This window comes from Alcaligenes sp. (assembly GCF_050255915.1).
In the GTDB taxonomy this organism is placed as follows: Bacteria; Pseudomonadota; Gammaproteobacteria; order Burkholderiales; family Burkholderiaceae_B; genus Alcaligenes; species Alcaligenes aquatilis.
Window position 1 is genome coordinate 42,950 of sequence record NZ_JBFWIQ010000011.1, and the last position, 18,071, is coordinate 61,020.

Here is an 18,071-nt window from a genome sequence, read left to right on the forward strand (position 1 = left end):
GCAATTTTACCTCAGCCGGGCGCGATGCCAAGCCTTACATATGCATACCACCATTCACATGGATGGTGCTGCCCGTAATATATTGCGCTTGCGACCCGGCCAGAAAGGCTACCGCGTTGGCGATATCCTCAGCAGCACCCAGTCGTCCCAGAGGGATTTGCGACAAGATTGCCGCCGACTGCTCAGGGGTCAAAGAGCGTGTCATATCCGTATCGATAAAGCCCGGAGCGACACAATTAACTGTAATGTTACGGCTACCGAGCTCGCGCGCCAAGGCGCGGCTCATGCCGGCCACACCGGCTTTGGCAGCGGCGTAGTTGGCTTGGCCAGGGTTACCACTCTCGCCCACCACCGAGGTGATGCTAATGATGCGGCCCCAGCGGGCTTTCATCATGGGGCGGATAACGGCACGCGACAGGCGGAATACGGCACTCAGATTAGTCTGGATAACTGCATCCCAATCTTCATCTTTCAAGCGCATGGCCAGGTTGTCACGCGTAATACCGGCATTATTGACCAGGATATGCGGACCGCCATCTTCTTTGCTCAAGGCAGAAATCAGCGCTTCGCAAGCAGCCGGGTCGTCCACATTCAATACATGGCCATAGCTGCCATTCTGGTCCAGTACAGCAGAAATCGCCTGCGCGCCGGACTCGGACGTGGCAGTACCAATAACCTTGGCGCCACGTGCCATCAATTCTTTAGCAATCGCCTGACCGATACCGCGCGATGCGCCAGTTACCAGGGCAGTCTTGCCGCTTAGATCCAATTCTTGCATTTATGCTCCCTCCAGGGCTTCCAAAGTGGCCTGCAAGGATGCAGGGTCGCTGATCGACAAGGCAATCAGATCACGGTCAATACGCTTGACCAGACCGGTCAGCACTTTGCCTGGACCACACTCGACTACATGGGTAACACCTTGGGCCTTCATGGCCTGGATGGTTTCCACCCAGCGTACAGGATGCCAAGCCTGACGAACCAGCGCGTCTTTAATCTGCTCAGGGTCGGTAGGTGCGGCTACGTCCACGTTATTGATGACAGAGACCGTGGGAGCCTTCACATCCACCGACGCCAGCGCCTGAGCCAGCACGGTGGCAGCCGGTTCCAGCAGGCTGGAGTGGAACGGGGCCGACACGGGCAGCACCAAGGCACGCTTGGCACCGGCCTCTTTGGCCAGAGCACATGCACGATCTACCGCTTCTACATTCCCGGCAATCACAACCTGAGCAGGCGCATTGTAGTTAACAGCCTGAACAATCTGCTGCCCCTCGGAGGCTCGCGCACATACATCGCGCACCTGATCATCATCCAGACCCAACACGGCAGCCATGGTACCCGCACCGACGGGCACAGCAGCCTGCATGGCATCGGCACGAATACGAACCAGCGGGACAGCCTGTTCCAGGCTCAACGCACCGGCAGCAGTCAGGGCCGAGTATTCACCCAGGCTATGGCCGGCCATCACGGCAGGAACGGGGCCTCCGGCCTGAATCCAGGCCTGGTACATGGCCACGGCGCTCGCCAGCATGACAGGTTGAGTATTGGTAGTCAGATTCAAAGCCTCAGCAGGCCCTTGTGCCATCAACTGAGCCAGGTCCTGACCCAGCGCCTGGCTGGCTTGTGCAATGGCTTGCTGTACGACAGCGGACTCGGCCCAGGCATCGAGCATGCCCACGGACTGCGAGCCTTGTCCTGGAAAGACAAACGCAATTTTCATGGTAGAAAAACTCAAAGAGATGAGGCGGTAATCCGAATCGCGCTACTTAGCAGCGGACCAGCACCGAACCCCAGGTAAAGCCGCCACCCACGCCTTGCAACAGCGCCAGATCACCGGTACGGATACGACCATCCCGGCGAGCAGCATTCAGGGCCAAAGGCACACTGGCTGCCGAGGTATTGGCATGTTGATCAACCGTGATAACCACCTTCTCGGAGGGGATACCCAGCTTACGACCTAGAAAATTGATGATGCGAACGTTGGCCTGGTGCGGAACCAGCCAATTGATGTCAGACAAGGAAACACCAGCCTGTTCGCAGACTTGATTGGCCGAAGCGGCCAGTGAAGTGACAGCCAGTTTGAACACAGCCTGACCGTCCATACGCAGGAAGGGATCACCCACAACCTGACCGTGCGAGACATTGCCTGCCGCGCACAAAATACCCATTTGGCTGCCATCCGCATTGAGCTGGGCGGCCAAAATACCGGGTTCATCACTGGCTTGCAGAACCACAGCGCCCGCACCGTCGCCGAACAGGACGCAGGTAGAGCGGTCGTTCCAATCCAGGATGCTGGAGAACACTTCAGCACCGATAACCAGCGCATTGCGCGCACGGCCTGCCTTGATCATGGCGTCGGCGGTCGTCAGTGCATAGACAAAGCCGCTGCACACCGCTTGTACGTCGTACGCGGCCGCGCCCTTGTTGCCCAACTCGGCTTGCACCAGGCACGCCGTGCTGGGGAAAACGTAATCGGGAGTGGAAGTAGCCACCACAATCAGGTCCAGATCCTGGGCAGCAATGCCCGCATCTTCCAGCGCCTGACGCGCGGCGTGTGTTGCCAAATGACTGGTACGAACACCGGGATCAGCAAGATGACGCTGGTGAATACCGGTACGCTCGACAATCCATTGATCGGAGGTTTCGATACCCTTTTGAGCCAGCTCAAGCGCTAGATCATCGTTAGACACAATCCGAGGAGGCAGATAGCCACCTGTACCGATAATCTTGGCAAATATCGTCATTTTATGTTCCCGATCAAGCCCGTTCTTATGAGGACGAGGGCTCTGAAGTATGGCGTGTATCTGGTTCGCCGCTTTGCTGTTCATGCAAGCTCACACTTTGCATGATGCGTTCGACTGCCTGGCTGGTACCGCTGAGCAGACCATTGAGCACCGCACCGCGGGCTCGTTGCAAAGCATAACCGAAAGCGTAGGCATCGGCAGAACCATGACTCTTGATAACAATACCGCGTAAACCCAAAAGGGCTGCACCGTTATGACGGCGATTATCCACCCTGTCGCGGAAACGATTCAAGACAGGACGAGCCAGCAAAGCGGACACTTTGCTTAAAGGGTCACGGGTAAATTCGTCGCGCAGCATACTGCCGACCATCTTGGCCAGACCTTCAATGGACTTGAGGACCACATTGCCCACGAAACCGTCACACACGACCACGTTGACAGTACCTTTACAGATATCGTCACCTTCTACGTTGCCGTAAAAATTCAGTCCGCTAGAGCGTAACAATTCAGCCGCCTTTTTGACGACCTCGTTGCCTTTGATGACCTCTTCCCCAATGTTGAGCAAGCCCACAGTGGGACGCTCATGGCGATCCACGATACTGGCCAGAGCAGATCCCATAATGGCGAACTGCAAGAGGTGTTCTGCAGAGCAATCCACATTGGCACCCAGGTCCAGCATGATCGTGGCCCCGCCCTTTTGGTTCGGGATGGACGTAGCAATGGCTGGGCGATCAATCCCATCCAAAGTTTTGAGTACGTAGCGCGAAATTGCCATCCAGGCGCCGGTATTACCCGCAGAAATGCAGGCATCAGCTATCCCGTCCTTGACAGACTGGGCAGCCACTCGCATGGAGGAATCTTTTTTGCGGCGCAGGGCCACCTCGACCGAATCGGCCATGGTGACAACTTCGGATGCGGGAAGAATGTCGTACCAGGAGGTATCGACATTACCTTGCGCACGCAATGTTTGCTCGATGGCCTGAGGCTCGCCAACCAATAAGCAGTGCACATCCGGATAGCGCTTGGCAAAAAGCAGCGCTGCAGGGACAGTGACGGACAAACCGATATCGCCGCCCATGCAATCGATGGCAATACGTATTTTTTTGTTAGACATCAAGCATGCAACCTATGTTGCTTGCAACGACAAAGAGACTATTACTCGTCGTTCTTTGTCTTCAGCACTTTACGGCCACGATAGATGCCGTTGGGGCTGATGTGGTGACGCAGGTGCAATTCGCCAGTCGTAGGCTCGATAGCCGTCGAAGGACCAGTAAGCGCGTCGTGCGAACGACGCATGTTACGCCGGGACGGGCTCTTTTTATTCTGCTGAACAGCCATGATGACTCCTGTAGATGGACAACCCCGAATAAATGGGTGCAGCCCGAAAAATTAACGAATTAGTAACAAACAATCAAGACTTCTTGAGCGAACCCAGCACAGCAAACGGGGATGGCCGCTCAAAAGCGGATTCATCCAGGTCGTCTGACTTAGCTTCCATGGACAGCGACTGAGCGTCGGGACAAACCTCATGGCGCGGCACATAAGGCACGCTGAGAATCAGTTCATCCTCGACCAGCCCCAGGACATCCAACTGGCCTTCACACAAGATACGATCAGGACCTTCCGTATCGTCATCGTCCAGCTCCAGTTCTTCCTCGGTTGCCACAATCTGCACTTCGTTAGAAACATCGATGGGCCACGCAAAAGGCTTCACACAGCGCTGGCATTCCAAAATGACACTACCTTTGGCCTGCACATGCACAAACCGACGCCGGGCAGAATCCTCCCGACCCGAAACGCTCCAGTCAATGCGCAAATCGCCTTGATCGGGCAAATCGGATACCAGACGAGACAAATCCTCCACCAGCACCTGGCCCGACATTTCCTGAGGGGCACGGGCGAGATTCAAGGTGTCGATATACTGTGTCGTCATAAGTATGCTTAGGGCATCAAACCGCGGTCTTGCCAGGATTTGGATACCGCTTGTTTGTTTTGCTTGTCGCTTGTTTGCTGCTTGTTTGTTTTACTGCCTTGGTATCGCTTGGGTGCGCTCTACCATTTTTCTTGTACTGCTTCTTTTCCCTGCCCTTCGGTATTGAAGCATGTAAAACCTCGCTGGCAAACTGCCAAGCTAGCCCACAACCATTTCAATAACGAAGAAAACATTAGATAATACCGTGCTAAGCACAAGGCAGTCAAACCAAAGCACAGCTAAAACACACCATGCGTCTCATCCTTGCATCAAGCTCAGTCTATCGCCGCGCTATGTTAGCGCGTTTGGGCCTGCCTTTCACCTGTCAGTCTCCCGACATTGACGAAACCCCACTTCCTGGGGAGGCTCCTGCACAGCTCAGTCTGCGTCTGGCGCGTGAAAAAGCCACCCGTATCAGCCAGCTAAACCCAGGCGCACTGGTGATTGGCTCCGATCAAGTTGCCACGTCGGGCCAGGACGCCATCGGCAAGCCCGGCGACCACGCTGGTGCACAGAAACAACTGCGTCGCCTAAGCGGTCAACACATTGATTTCCATAGCGCCTTATGCGTGACTGACGGCCAGGAACTGCTGTGCAGCGATATTGTTACCAATTGTCGTTTTCGTGCATTAAGCGATGAGGAAATTGAGCACTATTTGCTGCAAGAAAGGCCTTATGACACTGCTGGCAGCGCCAAAGCCGAAAGTCTGGGGATTGCTCTGATGGAATCCATGCGCTCGGACGATCCGACCGCGATCATCGGCCTGCCCCTGATCGAGCTGTGCACCATGCTGCGTCACTTTGGATTAAACCCCTTGCGCCCCAACCTTCTTACCCCTTCCGTTTAGGACTGATTCGCCATGCCCCAAGCCGCCCCCTTGCATCTGATCCCCGTAGGCTTAAGCGAGAGCCCGATCAGCGGCTGGCTACCCGCCGACGTCAAAGCCTTGACGCGCGAACTGACCGTCTTTATTGCCGAGAACGCCAAAACCGCCCGTGCTTTTCTGAAACTGGTCGAGCCAGTGGTGCCTTTGCAGGAAATCACCATTCATACCTTGGACAAGCGCGGCAACAAACCCGGTGAAATGCGCGAGTGGTTGAAAGTCGCCCTGCAAGGCCAGGCGATTGGCCTGGTGTCAGAAGCTGGCTGCCCTGCGGTGGCCGACCCCGGCGCGCTAGTGGTGGCCATGGCCCACGAAATGAAAATCCCTGTGCGTCCACACGTTGGCCCCTCCTCCATTTTGTTGAGCCTGATGGCCAGCGGCCTGGACGGACAACAGTTTGTATTTCACGGCTATGCGCCTGTCGATGGCGCCGCACGCGCCAAGCAGCTCAGACAATGGGAAAGCCAGTCCCAGACCTTGAAACAAACTCAGATCCTGATCGAAACGCCTTACCGCAACCAGGCCATGTACAGCACCCTGCTGCAGGCACTGAAGCCCACAACACGCTTGTGTCTGGCACGTGATCTGACGGGTTCGCGTGAATTGATCCAGACCGCCACGGTGGAACAGTGGCGCGAACGCCCAGCGCCCGCCCTGGACAAAACCCCCTGCATTTTCTTGTTTCTGGCGGGTCGTTAAGATGAAACCCCTGTCTTGCCTTACCCCCGCCTTGAAACGCAGCCTTCGGATTGGCGCGCTCAGCCTGACGGCCTTATTGGCGGCTTGTGGCGGTAGTGGCCCCTTCAAACTTGATGACAGCCACAGCGCCCAGGGCCAAAACAGCCGAGTGCGATATCTGGTCATGCACTACACCGCCGGCGACCACGCCACGTCTCTAAAAGTGCTGACACAACGCGATGTCAGCGCCCATTACCTGGTCAGCGACGAGCGTCGTCCTACTGTCTACCGCCTGGTTCCGGAAGAGCGCCGCGCCTGGCACGCTGGCATAGGCTCCTGGTACGGCTTCACGGATCTGAACACCGGCTCTATCGGCATCGAAATCGTGAACATGGGACGCCTGGCAGATGGCCGCTGGGCCCCGTATACATCCGGGCAAATTGAGGCAATCAAAGTATTGTTAAAAGATCTGGCTCAGCGCCATGGCGTGTCTGCTCGCAATATTATTGGTCACAGCGATGTGGCCCCACAGCGCAAGCTGGATCCCGGCCCCCATTTCCCCTGGAAGGAACTGGCCCAAGCGGGCATAGGCCGTTGGTACAAGGAATCACAGGCTCACGCGCTGCAAGCACAGTACGCTACGCGCCCCCTGCCCTCTGCTGCTCAAACTCAGGCTCTGCTGCGAAAAGCAGGCTATGAGACTCCGGACAGTGGTGTTTTCGACAAGGCCACACAAAACGTGATTGCCGCTTTTCAGATGCACTACCGTCCGGCCCGCTATGACGGTATTCTGGACGCCGAAACAGCCGCCATTTTGCAAAGTTTGGATTAAGAAAAAAAACAGGTAATGGGCTAGTGCTCATTACCTGTTCTTTTCAATACTCTGTCTTATTCAGGGTGGGCCAGCGGCGCAAAATCAACAAACCCGCCAGCACCAAACCATAAACATAGACCTCCACCACATCATTTTTACCGATACGAATCAGATAAAAATGCAGAATGGATAGGACCGCCGCCAGATACACCGTCTGATGCAAACGACTCCAGCCACGCCCCAAACGCTTTTGCCAGCCATTCGTGGAGGTCAGGGTCAAGGCCAATAAAATCAGCACAGCCACCACACCAATAGCGATCAAGGGCCGCTGTACCACGTCCTGCCACATGGACAGCCAATCCCCCGAACGATCCCACCAGGCCCAGGCCAGCGTATGCAAAGCAGCATAAAAGAAACTGAACAAACCCAACATACGACGCCAACGCACCAAAGCGGGTTGCGCCAGCAAACGCCGTACGGGGCTCAAGGCCAGGGTCAGCAATAACAGCACCAAGGCCCAGACCCCGCTGGAGCGCGTCAAAAACTCGGCGGGATTCGCACTCAGACCATTATTGAAACCCAGCCATACCCAGCGCCCCAAGGGAAACAAGCCCAACAAAAACACCAGGGGCTTGAGCCTGTCTAACTGGGCGGCCTTCCAGGTAGCCATTAGTAAAACCGCCTCAAATCCATATCGGCATACATGCCAGCCACGTCTTGTGCATAGCCATTGAAAGGCAAGGTCGGCTTTTTAGTGGCAAAAAATCCCGAACCAATGACTCGCTCAGTCGCCTGACTCCAGCGCGGATGCGGCACCTCGGGGTTTACATTGGCGTAAAAACCATATTCATGAGGAGCCACCTTCATCCAGCTGGACTCGGGCATGGTGTCCGTCAGGGTAATTCGCACCAGGGACTTGGCCGACTTGAAGCCATACTTCCAGGGCACGATCAACCGCACAGGCGCTCCGTTCTGAACAGGCAGGCTTTTTCCGTAAAGACCGGTAGCCAGCAAGGTCAACGGGTGCATGGCCTCATCCAGCCGCAATGCTTCCACGTAAGGCCAGTCCAAGATACGTGAGCGCAAGCCCGGCATGGTTTCCGGGTCTGCTGCCGTTTCAAAGCGAACAAAGCGGGCTGAGCCTTGGGGCGACGCCTGTTTTAACAGGGTCGACAAGGAATACCCTACCCAAGGCACTACCATGGACCAGGCTTCCACACACCGCAGGCGGTAGATACGCTCTTCCAAGGGGGCGAGCTTCAAGATCTGATCCATATCCAGGGTCAGCGGTTTGTTCACCAAACCGTCGATCTGCAAGGTCCAGGGTTCCGTCTTGAATTTCCCCGAGTGACGCGCAGGGTCTTCCTTGCCCGTGCCAAATTCATAGAAATTATTGTAGGTGGTGACATCGGACTCGCGGGTGGGCGTCTCGTCCAGCTTCCAACGCTGGGAAGGCGTGAACGTCAAGGCCTGCCCCACAGGGACGGCCTGAGCCTGACCCGGCAAGCTGGCCGCCAAGCCCAAGGCCCCCGGAGCCTGCAACAGCAGACGGCGGCGAGCCCGCCAGACCGACTCATCAGTAATTTCAGAGGGACGTATGGGCTGCGAGCGTGATTTGAACATCTCCATCTCCTTGAACCTGCCGGCAAGGCGGCCATCAAACCCGCTTGCCTTGTCTTAAATCCGTGCCAATACCCAATCGCGCATTTGCGCCACATTATCAACCATGACCGTAGGCTCTGCCTTGGCCAAAGTTTGAGGATCGTGTGCGCCATATGTGACAGCCACACTATCCATGCCCGCATTGGCCGCCATGTGAATATCATGCACGGTATCACCCACCATCAAGACCTGTTCGGGCTCCAGCATCAATTCAGCCAGCAATTGATGCAGCATTTCCGGATCCGGCTTGCTACGGGTTTCGTCCGCACAACGGGTCGCATCAAAAAAAGTGCTGAGTTTGACCTGCTGCAACACCCTGTCCAGACCTTGACGACTTTTACCTGTTGCCACTCCTAAGGCAATCTGACGGCCACGAAGTTCACCCATGAAAGGTAAAATTCCGTCAAAAAGCTTGATATGAGGGTCACGCTGCATGAAATGATAGCGGTAACGCTCCAGAAACAGCGGCATCTGCTCGGCAGTCAAATCCGGTACAGCGCGGTACAAGGCGCTTTCCAGCGACAAACCAATAACCCAACTGGCTTGCTGAATCGAAGGCACAGGCAATTGCAGGTCCGCACTGGCCAACTGAATAGAACTGGCAATTGAGTACGTCGAATCCATAACTGTGCCGTCCCAATCAAACAGAACGGCGGCGTAACGCGTCATAACAACTTCTCCAAACGCTCAAGAACGGCCTGACAGGCCGCTGGCAAAGCCGCCTCCAGAACCAGGGGCTGTCCGGTGACAGGATGATTGAACTCCAAGCGTCCCGAATGCAGGAACATGCGCTTGAAACCTTGACGGGCAAATTGATCGCGGATGGCATCGTCGCCATATTTATCATCACCCACAATCGGAAAACCCGAATGGGCCAGATGAACACGAATCTGGTGAGTACGGCCGGTTTTCAGCTCGGCCTGCACCAAGGTAAAGCGGCCAAAGCGGCGCTGCATGGTGATGATGGTATGCGCAGGCTTGCCAGCCGGGTCAACCTTGACGCGCCGCTCGCCACTTTCAGTCAGCCAGCGCAGCAAGGGGAAACGAATATGTTGACGATCGTTCACCCAATCGCCCTGCACCAGCGCCCAGTAAAACTTGCGGGCACGGATTTCACGAAACATATCATGCAAGCCGACCAAAGCCGCGCGACGTTTGGCAATAATCAGCAAGCCGGAGGTGTCACGATCCAGACGGTGGGCCAGTTCCAGAAAGGGTGCCTGAGGGCGCGCCGCACGCAACTGCTCAATGACACCAAAAGACACGCCACTGCCACCATGCACAGCCACACCGGCAGGTTTGTCGATCACCATCATGTGCTCGTCCTCGAACACCACTGGAAAAACGGCAGCGGGGACGGGACGGGCCTGCTCGGGTTCAGGCAGGCGCAGAGGCGGAATCCGCACCATATCGCCATCTTGCAAGCGATAGTCGCTGCTGATGCGGCCTTTGTTCACGCGAACCTGACCGCCGCGAATGGCTTTGTAAATGTGGCTTTTTGGCACCCCTTTACATTCGCGTAACAAAAAATTATCTATACGCTGACCCGCCCGCGTTTCATCAATGCGTAATATTCGCACTTGAGGGACTGATCTTTGTGATTCATGAGGTTTGCACATAACAAAAAGGGGCATATAATCGCTTCAGCCTATAGAAGCTGAGACTGGGTCCAGCGTAGAGATGCAAAGGGTGCGTCTCCGTTGGATAACCAAGGACTGATAATTGTATCCTTGAGTTCCAGCTTCCGGGTCATAAGGTCGCCGGGGTGAGTCCGAAATAACGAAAGTCGTGTGGCAAGAAGGCCCGCTTTCCTAGAGATGCTTTCCTCCCGCGTGCGGCGCTGAATTCCTGCACAGATTGTCCCGTTCTTTTGCACCAGCCGCATGATTTATGCGACTGCCGTTCCCCCAGCAATTTTATATTCGTCAAACACACACTGTGACTCTGACCCTCCTGCTGATTGAACTTCGCGCTTTGGCGCGACTCGTGCCTCCCAGACTATAAGCCGGTAGGCCGATTTTGCCTGCCTGCCCCAAACTGATGCAGCTATAGCGCTACACACCTGTGACCCGCGGTCGTGCGCCGATATTTCGGTGCTCCATGACAACGGAGATCCACACTCATGAAACGCATGTTGTTCAATGCGACGCATCAAGAAGAACTACGCGTCGCCATTGTTGACGGTCAAAAACTCATTGACCTCGACATCGAAACAGCCGGGCGCGAACAGCGCAAAGGCAATATTTACAAAGGGGTCATCACCCGTATCGAACCCGGCCTGGAAGCCTGCTTCGTCAGTTACGGTGAAGAGCGTCACGGCTTTCTGCCCTTCAAAGAAGTGGCTCGCAGCTACTTCAAAGAAGGGGTTGATGTACGCAGCGCCCGCATCCAGGACGCCCTGGTCGAAGGCCAGGAACTGATCATCCAGGTTGAAAAAGAAGAGCGTGGCAACAAGGGCGCTGCCCTGACCACCTTTATTTCCCTGGCAGGTCGCTATCTGGTTCTGATGCCCAACAACCCTCGTGGGGGTGGCGTATCGCGCCGCGTGGAAGGCGAAGACCGCCAGGAACTGCGCGAAGCCATGGACCAGCTGGATATCCCGCAGGGCATGAGCATCATCGCCCGCACCGCAGGTATCGGCCGCAGCGTCGAAGAACTGCAGTGGGACCTGAACTACCTGATGCAGCTGTGGACCGCCATTGACGGCGCGGCCCGCGACAATGCTGCCCCTATCCTGATTTATCTGGAATCCAGTCTGGTTATCCGGGCGATACGCGATTACTTCTCGCCCGATATTGGCGAGATCCTGATCGACACGGATGAAATTCACGAGCAGGCCGCCGCCTTCATGAGCGTGGTCATGCCCGACAACTTGCATCGCGTGAAAATGTACCGCGATGACATCCCCCTGTTCTCGCGCTTTCAGATCGAACACCAGATCGAAACTGCTTACTCACGTACCGTGCAATTGCCGTCGGGTGGTGCTGTCGTTATCGACCATACCGAAGCGCTGGTTGCCATTGACGTGAACTCGGCCCGCTCCACGCGTGGTGCCGATATTGAAGAAACCGCCCTGCGCACCAACCAGGAAGCAGCCGACGAAGTGGCCCGCCAGTTGCGTTTGCGTGACTTGGGTGGCCTGATTGTTATCGATTTCATCGATATGGAAGACAGCAAGAACCAGCGTGCTGTCGAACAACGCCTGCGTGACGCCCTGCACCTGGATCGTGCTCGTGTTCAGATGGGCAAGATCTCGCGCTTTGGCCTGATGGAACTGTCTCGTCAGCGCCTGCGCCCTGCCCTGAACGAAGGCTCTCACATCACGTGCCCACGATGCACCGGTACCGGCGTGATTCGCGATGCTGAATCCAGCGCCCTGCATGTTCTGCGCCTGCTGCAAGAAGAAGCCATGAAAGAAGGCACTGCCGCCCTGCACGCTCAAGTGCCGGTGGACGTGGCTACTTTCTTGCTGAACGAAAAGCGCGCTGACATCACCAAAATCGAATCGCGTCTGAACATCGCCCTGATCCTGATTCCCAACAAGAATCTGGAAACCCCGCACCACATCATCGAGCGCCTGCGCCACGATGACCCACGCCTGGACGAACTGCGCAGCAGCTACGAGCTGGTTCAGCAGCCTGAACAGCAAGACAGCCTGGTGCCGCACCGCAGCCACGAAATCAAGCCTCGTCCAGAAGCCCTGGTCAAAAGCACCACGCCGGCCCAGCCTGCTCCCATGAGCAAGCCAGCTGCTGCTGCCGCAGCCGCCAGCGCCGCTGCCAGCGACAACAAACCCGGCCTGCTCAAACGTTTGCTGAGCTGGTTGTCCGGCACACCCACGGAGCCCGTGACCGAAGCCAGCAAATCCGAAGAGAGCAAATCTCCTTCCGGTCGCCGCCAAGGCCGTCCAGGCCAATCCCACGGTGGCCGTGGTCAAGGTGGACGTGGTCGTCGCCAGTCCAACCGCCCGGAAGCAGCTCAGGAAGAAAAAGCCAGCACGGAAAGCACCAGCGCGAATACCCGTGGTCGCCGCCGCAATGCCTCGGCCAATAACGAAGCCGCCTCGGAAGCCCCGCAAAGCACCAGCACGACTACGACGCCTACCACCGCCGACGAAGGCAGCAGCAACAGCCGCAACCCACGTAACCGTCGAGGCCGTGGCCGTCAACGCCGCGAAGAAGGCAGCACAGAAAACGTCGAGCTGAACAAAGACCTCAACAGCACGGCCGCCCAGCCCGAACAGGCTGTTGCCAGCATTGCCGCAGCCTCTGCTGTTGCCGCCACCAAGCAAGAAGCACAAAAACGTGCTGAACAGCTGGCTGAGGCCGACAACACTGATACCGGCGACAACTCGGATACTGAAACGGACGAAAACAGCGAGAACGGCGCCCTGGATCCAGAGCGCAAACGTCGCCGTCGTCGTAGCCGTCGTGGTCGTCGCAACACAGACGCCAACGCAGTGGCCGAAAACGAAGAGAGCAGCGAAGAAGGCAATACCAGCGCCTACGTTGCTCACGCAACACCCAGCTTTAACCCCGCTGCCCTGGATGCCCAGGAACAAGCCGCTGCCCAAACCGCAGCAGCCGAGCCTGAGCAGCCCCAAGCAGCCGTAGAGGCACCAGCAGCCCAAGAAGTGACGGCTGTCGCCGCTCAGGAAGCTCCAGCCGCTGCCGAAGCTGCACAACCTGCTCAAGAAGTCGTCACGACTCAAGCAGCCGCAGTTGAAACCGCCTCAGCTCAGGAAGAAGTAGCCGCTCCAGCCGTTCAGGCCGAAGTTGCTCCAGAAGCTCCTGCTGCTGAAGAAACTGTTGCTCCTGTGCAAGCAGAAGCTGCTGCCGAACCTGCAAAAGCAGAAATCGTTGAAGCTCAAGCCGAAGCCGTAGAAACAGCTGCAACTCCAGCAGAAGCCCAAGCCGTGGCAGAAACCCCAGCCGTTGAAGCTGCTCCAGTGGAAACTGTCGCCGTCGAAACCGCTGCTGCTCAGAAAGAGACAACTGTTCCCGCCGCCGAAGCCGCTCCAGAAGCTCCTGCAGCTGAAGAGGCCATTGCTCCTGTACAAGCAGAAGCTGCTGCCGAACCAGCCAAAGCAGAAGTCACCGAAGCTCCAGCTGAAGCCGTAGAAACAGCCGCGACTCCTGCACAAGCCCAGTCCACAACTGAAGCCCCAGCCGTTGAAGCCACTCCAGTGGAAACTGCAGCCGCAGAGACTCGCGTAGAGACTCAAACCGCTGCCGCAGAAACTCCTGCCGCCGAACAAGCACAGAAGCCCGCTGCCGCTCCTCTGGAAGCCGTACTGAACGCCGCAGGCATCGAACTGGTGGAAACCGCTCGCTCGGCAACACAGGACGACTACCAGCCTGCACCAGTGCGCCTAGGTCGCCCACGCAAGCAACGTACTGCAGAAACCGAGAGCAGCGAACCGCTGCAACAGGTCGAAACGCAGTAAACAGCAAGACTAAAAACGCCGCCCTCCAGGGCGGCGTTTTTTATGCCTGTCGTATCCACAAAGAGCAATCACCTGAGCCCCCTTCTCCTTCTCCCTTCCCGCTAATCCAAGCCACTCCCCCAACAAGCCCCTATCCTCTTTCGCCCAAACTCCAGCCTAGCCCCACCCACCTCGGCATCTAGCCCAGCATTAAACCCGCCCTAGCCTTAACCTCAAACCCACCACTCTTTCAACTCCAGTTGCATACAAAGCCGAAGATAGGAATAAAGAGAAAAAACAAAGCTGAAGCCAACAGCGCAGAAAACGTACGCACATACACAACCGAACGAGGCATAGGCCAAAACACAGGCTCAGACACAGGACAGTTGCAGGTGCAGACAGCAGATACAGCCCTCTATTTGAGCCCTCTGCGATATTCCCTTTTTCTTGAGGTAGGGAGTACAGCCCGAATGCGAGTCAGAGCTTTGGCCGCGGGCTATTGAACAATCCAGGGTGCAAACCCAGCGCTGTTCGGGCCAGACGCTTGTACTTGGTCCGAGGGGACCGAGTACCTGGCGAGTTCACTGGGCGCCTGGGTTGTTCAATAGCCAAGAGCACCCGTGCGCAGCACGGGCCAAGGCCCCGCCCCCAGGCCGTACTCCCCCCACCCCAAGAAAACCAAGCCAATCTCGCCCTGAAGTCTCAACCAAGAGACCAACGTTCCAATAGCACAACCCCCTATGCAAAAAAAACTACAGCGGAGTAGGCAAAAAAAAACGCCACCTGAACCCAGATGGCGTTTTTCCCTAAGCGTCAAGCCGTGGCAATCAAGAATGACGCGACACAGCCTCAGCCGGTTGACGAGTCAACAAAGCCAGCAGCTCCGCCAGTTCACGCTGCAACTCACGACGGTCCACCACCATATCGATCGCGCCCTTCTCCAGCAAGAACTCGGCACGCTGGAAGCCTTCAGGCAGCTTCTCACGCACAGTCTGCTCAATCACGCGAGGACCGGCAAAGCCAATCAAGGCATTAGGCTCGGCAATCACCACATCGCCCATAAAGGCAAAACTGGCCGATACACCACCCATGGTTGGGTCAGTCAAAATACTGATAAACGGCAAACCCGCCTCGGACAGTTCGGCCAGGATAGCCGTGGTCTTGGCCATCTGCATCAGGGAGAACAAGCTCTCCTGCATACGCGCGCCACCCGAAGCGGCCACACAGATGAAAGGACTACGGTCGGCAATAGCCGCCTTAACACCACGTGTGAAACGCTCACCCACCACCGACCCCATGGAACCGGCCATGTATTCAAACTCGAAGCAAGCCACCACGGCTGGCACAGACAAAATCGTGCCGCTCATGACCACCATCGCCTCAGTTTCGCCCGTTTGTTTGGCTGCCTCGGAAACGCGTTCGGTGTATTTGCGCGAATCGCGGAACTTCAAGGGGTCCATAGGACGGGTGTTAGAACCAATTTCGGTCTGGCCTTCGGGGTCCAGCAAGGATTTGATCCGGCCACGCGCACCAATACGCATGTGATGACTGCACTTGGGGCAAACATTCAAAGTTGCCTGGAGATCTTCCTTGTAGAGCACAGACTCACACGACGGACATTTCACCCACAGCCCCTCGGGAACGCGACGGCTGCTTTCGGGGTTACGGTTAATTCGCGGCGGGAGTATTTTCTCGATCCAGCTCATTGTTAGATCCTGTTTTCGCTTGGCCGGCACCCGGCCCACCAAACTCTTTATTCTGAAAAAAAGCGCCTGTTCCTCAAGAACAGGCAGATGATTCTATACGCGGAATAGGTATTTAGGCTAATTATCCAGCGCCTGACGTATCTGTGCGAGCCATTGACTGGCCGCGGCAACCGCCGCTGCGTCCTTATCCTTTTGCTCTTTGCCCGCGTTTTCTTGCACGGCCTGCTCCATAGTCTGAATCAGCTTGGAACCAATAACAACTGCGTCCGCACAACGGGAGATGGCTTTGGCACTTTGCGCATCACGAATCCCGAAACCTACTCCGACCGGAATTTTGACGTGCTGACGAATGCGCTGCAAGTGGTGTTCCACATCAGCCACATCAATCTGGGCCGAACCGGTCACCCCTTTCAGGGAAACATAGTACACATAGCCTTGAGCCAACTCGGCCACCTTGGCAATGCGTTCGTCCGTGGAAGTGGGCGACAGCAGGAAAATGGTGTCCACGCCCTGCTCGGTCAGCAAACGGGTGAAATCCTCGGACTCTTCAGGCGGGTAATCCACCGTCAGCACGCCGTCCACACCCGCCTTGCCCGCCATCACGGCAAACTCGGCCTGACCGATACGTTCGATAGGATTGGCGTAACCCATCAGCACAACCGGCGTTTCCTCGTCGATCAGGCGAAACTGCTGCACAATCTCCAGCACTTTACGCAAGCCGACACCACGGCTGATGGCACGTTCAGCGGCTTGCTGAATCACCGGGCCATCGGCAGTGGGATCAGAAAAAGGCACACCCAGTTCAATGACATCTGCCCCGGCCTGACGCAAGGCATGCATCAAGGCCACGGTAGCGGGCACCGAAGGGTCTCCGGCCGTAATATACGGCACCAGGGCGCAACGCCCATTCAAACCTTCAAACGTCTTTTGCAGACGCACATTACTCGACATATCAGTTCCCGATTGCTTACAGAGTCAAGCCGCCGTACTCGGCGACCGTATGCATGTCCTTATCGCCACGACCGGACAAACTGACCAGAATGATTTTATCCTTGGACAAAGTCGGAGCAATGCGAGCCGCATGAGCCAGCGCGTGCGAGGACTCCAGCGCAGGCATGATGCCTTCGATGCGGCAGCAATCGTGAAACGCTTTCAGAGCGTCTTCATCGGTGCAGGTGGCGTAGTGGGCGCGGCCACAATCTTTCAGCCAGGCGTGCTCGGGGCCCACACCCGGGTAATCCAGACCAGCCGACACCGAGTGCGTAGGCATGACGTTGCCGTCATCATCCTGCAGTACATAGGTACGGTTACCGTGCAGCACACCCACCAGTCCCTTGTTCAGGGAAGCCGAGTGCTCCAGCGTATCCAGGCCGCGTCCAGCCGCTTCCACACCGATCAGCTCCACGTCCTTGTGCTCGATATAGGGGTAGAAAATGCCCATGGCATTGGAACCGCCACCGACTGACGCCAAGACGTAATCAGGCTGACGACCAGCATCCTCAGGCATTTGCTGCACGCACTCTTCACCGATCACGCATTGGAAGTCGCGCACCATCATCGGGTAAGGATGAGGACCAGCCACCGTGCCAATGATGTAGAAGGTATTACTGATGTTGGTGACCCAGTCACGCATGGCCTCGTTCAGCGCATCTTTCAGGGTGCGCGAACCGGATTCCACGGGCACAACCGTCGCACCGAGCAGCTTCATGCGGTACACATTGGAAGCCTGACGACGCACGTCCTCGCTACCCATGTAGACCACACATTCCAGACCGTAACGGGCAGCGACCGTAGCCGTTGCCACGCCGTGCTGGCCTGCACCGGTTTCAGCAATAATGCGTGGCTTGCCCATGCGGCGAGCCAGCAGGATCTGACCAATACAGTTATTGATCTTGTGTGCGCCAGTGTGATTGAGGTCTTCGCGCTTGAACCAGATCTGAGCTCCACCTAGTTGCTCCGACCATCGACGGGCATGGTACACGGGGCTGGGACGACCGACAAAATGCTTGAGTTCGTAATGAAACTCGCGCAGAAACTCAGGATCGTTCCGATACTGTTCGTAGGCTGCTTTCAACTCGTCCAGGGCGTGGACCAGCGTTTCAGCGACAAACGAACCACCAAACTGACCAAAATGTCCATCCGGGTCGGGCAAGGTATAGGTTTTCAAAGCTCGCTCTCTTGATTGACAA

The 18,071-nt window shown here is 56.6% G+C and carries 17 protein-coding genes; 4 read left to right on the forward strand and 13 right to left on the reverse strand.

Features of this window, described 5'->3' with window-relative positions:
• Positions 1-34: 34 nt before the first annotated feature.
• The 6 genes from fabG to AB7E06_RS14240 form a co-directional block, all read right to left on the reverse strand.
• The gene (gene fabG, locus AB7E06_RS14215) at positions 35-778 is read right to left on the reverse strand and encodes a 3-oxoacyl-ACP reductase FabG (RefSeq protein ID WP_042482415.1); all 744 of its coding nucleotides are present in this window, start codon (positions 776-778) and stop codon (positions 35-37) included.
• A complete protein-coding gene (gene fabD, locus AB7E06_RS14220; RefSeq protein ID WP_121739263.1) occupies positions 779-1,717 on the reverse strand; it encodes an ACP S-malonyltransferase in 939 nt (312 codons plus the stop codon).
• 46 nt (positions 1,718-1,763) lie between these two features.
• Complete coding sequence (locus AB7E06_RS14225; protein ID WP_094197310.1) at positions 1,764-2,741, reverse strand: beta-ketoacyl-ACP synthase III; 978 nt, start codon at positions 2,739-2,741, stop codon at positions 1,764-1,766.
• Between the two features lie 25 nt (positions 2,742-2,766).
• Positions 2,767-3,855: a phosphate acyltransferase PlsX gene (plsX, locus tag AB7E06_RS14230; RefSeq protein ID WP_094197311.1), complete on the reverse strand. Its 1,089-nt coding sequence runs from the start codon at positions 3,853-3,855 to the stop codon at positions 2,767-2,769.
• Between the two features lie 41 nt (positions 3,856-3,896).
• Positions 3,897-4,079 (reverse strand): 50S ribosomal protein L32, encoded by a 183-nt coding sequence (rpmF, locus tag AB7E06_RS14235; RefSeq protein ID WP_003800968.1) that lies wholly within the window; start codon positions 4,077-4,079, stop codon positions 3,897-3,899.
• A gap of 73 nt (positions 4,080-4,152) precedes the next feature.
• Positions 4,153-4,674 carry a YceD family protein gene (locus tag AB7E06_RS14240; RefSeq protein ID WP_427957381.1) on the reverse strand — a complete coding sequence of 174 codons (522 nt, stop codon included), beginning with the start codon at positions 4,672-4,674 and terminating at the stop codon, positions 4,153-4,155.
• Positions 4,675-4,964: 290 nt separating this feature from the next.
• Here AB7E06_RS14240 and AB7E06_RS14245 point away from each other — a divergent pair, with 290 nt between their 5' ends.
• The 3 genes from AB7E06_RS14245 to AB7E06_RS14255 are packed head-to-tail and all read left to right on the forward strand — an operon-like array spanning position 4,965 to position 7,107.
• Positions 4,965-5,561, forward strand: coding sequence for a Maf family nucleotide pyrophosphatase (locus tag AB7E06_RS14245; protein ID WP_108727754.1), 597 nt, complete (start codon positions 4,965-4,967; stop codon positions 5,559-5,561).
• Between the two features lie 12 nt (positions 5,562-5,573).
• Positions 5,574-6,296 carry an SAM-dependent methyltransferase gene (locus AB7E06_RS14250; protein ID WP_094197314.1) on the forward strand — a complete coding sequence of 241 codons (723 nt, stop codon included), beginning with the start codon at positions 5,574-5,576 and terminating at the stop codon, positions 6,294-6,296.
• Position 6,297: 1 nt separating this feature from the next.
• Positions 6,298-7,107 carry an N-acetylmuramoyl-L-alanine amidase gene (locus AB7E06_RS14255; protein ID WP_427957384.1) on the forward strand — a complete coding sequence of 270 codons (810 nt, stop codon included), beginning with the start codon at positions 6,298-6,300 and terminating at the stop codon, positions 7,105-7,107.
• A gap of 43 nt (positions 7,108-7,150) precedes the next feature.
• Here the strand turns inward: AB7E06_RS14255 and AB7E06_RS14260 are convergent, their stop codons facing one another.
• From AB7E06_RS14260 to AB7E06_RS14275, 4 genes are read right to left on the reverse strand one after another with little or no spacing between them, the layout of a single operon-like run.
• Positions 7,151-7,759 carry a sulfite oxidase heme-binding subunit YedZ gene (locus AB7E06_RS14260; RefSeq protein ID WP_427957386.1) on the reverse strand — a complete coding sequence of 203 codons (609 nt, stop codon included), beginning with the start codon at positions 7,757-7,759 and terminating at the stop codon, positions 7,151-7,153.
• Complete coding sequence (gene msrP / locus AB7E06_RS14265) at positions 7,759-8,712, reverse strand: protein-methionine-sulfoxide reductase catalytic subunit MsrP (protein WP_427957388.1); 954 nt, start codon at positions 8,710-8,712, stop codon at positions 7,759-7,761. Before msrP ends, AB7E06_RS14260 begins: the two co-directional genes overlap by 1 nt.
• Before the next feature lie 54 nt (positions 8,713-8,766).
• Entirely contained in the window at positions 8,767-9,420 is a 654-nt protein-coding gene (locus AB7E06_RS14270; RefSeq protein ID WP_094197318.1) for an HAD family hydrolase, read from the reverse strand.
• A complete protein-coding gene (locus tag AB7E06_RS14275) occupies positions 9,417-10,385 on the reverse strand; it encodes an RluA family pseudouridine synthase (RefSeq protein WP_427957390.1) in 969 nt (322 codons plus the stop codon). The genes AB7E06_RS14270 and AB7E06_RS14275 overlap by 4 nt, the downstream gene beginning before the upstream one ends.
• Positions 10,386-10,873: 488 nt before the next feature.
• Here AB7E06_RS14275 and AB7E06_RS14280 point away from each other — a divergent pair, with 488 nt between their 5' ends.
• A complete protein-coding gene (locus AB7E06_RS14280; RefSeq protein ID WP_427957392.1) occupies positions 10,874-14,197 on the forward strand; it encodes an Rne/Rng family ribonuclease in 3,324 nt (1,107 codons plus the stop codon).
• A gap of 806 nt (positions 14,198-15,003) precedes the next feature.
• On the opposite strand, the gene accD is transcribed toward AB7E06_RS14280, so the two are convergent.
• The 3 genes from accD to trpB form a co-directional block, all read right to left on the reverse strand.
• Entirely contained in the window at positions 15,004-15,882 is an 879-nt protein-coding gene (gene accD, locus AB7E06_RS14285) for an acetyl-CoA carboxylase, carboxyltransferase subunit beta (protein WP_094197320.1), read from the reverse strand.
• A 117-nt stretch (positions 15,883-15,999) separates the two neighbouring features.
• Positions 16,000-16,833 (reverse strand): tryptophan synthase subunit alpha, encoded by an 834-nt coding sequence (trpA, locus tag AB7E06_RS14290; RefSeq protein WP_094197321.1) that lies wholly within the window; start codon positions 16,831-16,833, stop codon positions 16,000-16,002.
• 16 nt (positions 16,834-16,849) lie between these two features.
• Positions 16,850-18,049 (reverse strand): tryptophan synthase subunit beta, encoded by a 1,200-nt coding sequence (gene trpB, locus AB7E06_RS14295; RefSeq protein ID WP_094197322.1) that lies wholly within the window; start codon positions 18,047-18,049, stop codon positions 16,850-16,852.
• Positions 18,050-18,071: the final 22 nt, after the last annotated feature.

What these genes read in the sequence shown, in the direction of transcription:
- plsX (WP_094197311.1), bottom strand. Translation starts at nt 3,855, where the DNA reads ATGTCTAACAAAAAAATACGTATTGCCATCGATTGCATGGGCGGCGAT.
- AB7E06_RS14250 (WP_094197314.1), top strand. Translation starts at nt 5,574, where the DNA reads ATGCCCCAAGCCGCCCCCTTGCATCTGATCCCCGTAGGCTTAAGCGAG.
- AB7E06_RS14240 (WP_427957381.1), bottom strand. Translation starts at nt 4,674, where the DNA reads ATGACGACACAGTATATCGACACCTTGAATCTCGCCCGTGCCCCTCAG.
- AB7E06_RS14255 (WP_427957384.1), top strand. Translation starts at nt 6,298, where the DNA reads ATGAAACCCCTGTCTTGCCTTACCCCCGCCTTGAAACGCAGCCTTCGG.
- fabD (WP_121739263.1), bottom strand. Translation starts at nt 1,717, where the DNA reads ATGAAAATTGCGTTTGTCTTTCCAGGACAAGGCTCGCAGTCCGTGGGC.
- AB7E06_RS14225 (WP_094197310.1), bottom strand. Translation starts at nt 2,741, where the DNA reads ATGACGATATTTGCCAAGATTATCGGTACAGGTGGCTATCTGCCTCCT.
- AB7E06_RS14270 (WP_094197318.1), bottom strand. Translation starts at nt 9,420, where the DNA reads ATGACGCGTTACGCCGCCGTTCTGTTTGATTGGGACGGCACAGTTATG.
- AB7E06_RS14275 (WP_427957390.1), bottom strand. Translation starts at nt 10,385, where the DNA reads ATGCCCCTTTTTGTTATGTGCAAACCTCATGAATCACAAAGATCAGTC.
- fabG (WP_042482415.1), bottom strand. Translation starts at nt 778, where the DNA reads ATGCAAGAATTGGATCTAAGCGGCAAGACTGCCCTGGTAACTGGCGCA.
- AB7E06_RS14260 (WP_427957386.1), bottom strand. Translation starts at nt 7,759, where the DNA reads ATGGCTACCTGGAAGGCCGCCCAGTTAGACAGGCTCAAGCCCCTGGTG.
- AB7E06_RS14280 (WP_427957392.1), top strand. Translation starts at nt 10,874, where the DNA reads ATGAAACGCATGTTGTTCAATGCGACGCATCAAGAAGAACTACGCGTC.
- AB7E06_RS14245 (WP_108727754.1), top strand. Translation starts at nt 4,965, where the DNA reads ATGCGTCTCATCCTTGCATCAAGCTCAGTCTATCGCCGCGCTATGTTA.
- msrP (WP_427957388.1), bottom strand. Translation starts at nt 8,712, where the DNA reads ATGTTCAAATCACGCTCGCAGCCCATACGTCCCTCTGAAATTACTGAT.
- rpmF (WP_003800968.1), bottom strand. Translation starts at nt 4,079, where the DNA reads ATGGCTGTTCAGCAGAATAAAAAGAGCCCGTCCCGGCGTAACATGCGT.
- accD (WP_094197320.1), bottom strand. Translation starts at nt 15,882, where the DNA reads ATGAGCTGGATCGAGAAAATACTCCCGCCGCGAATTAACCGTAACCCC.
- trpA (WP_094197321.1), bottom strand. Translation starts at nt 16,833, where the DNA reads ATGTCGAGTAATGTGCGTCTGCAAAAGACGTTTGAAGGTTTGAATGGG.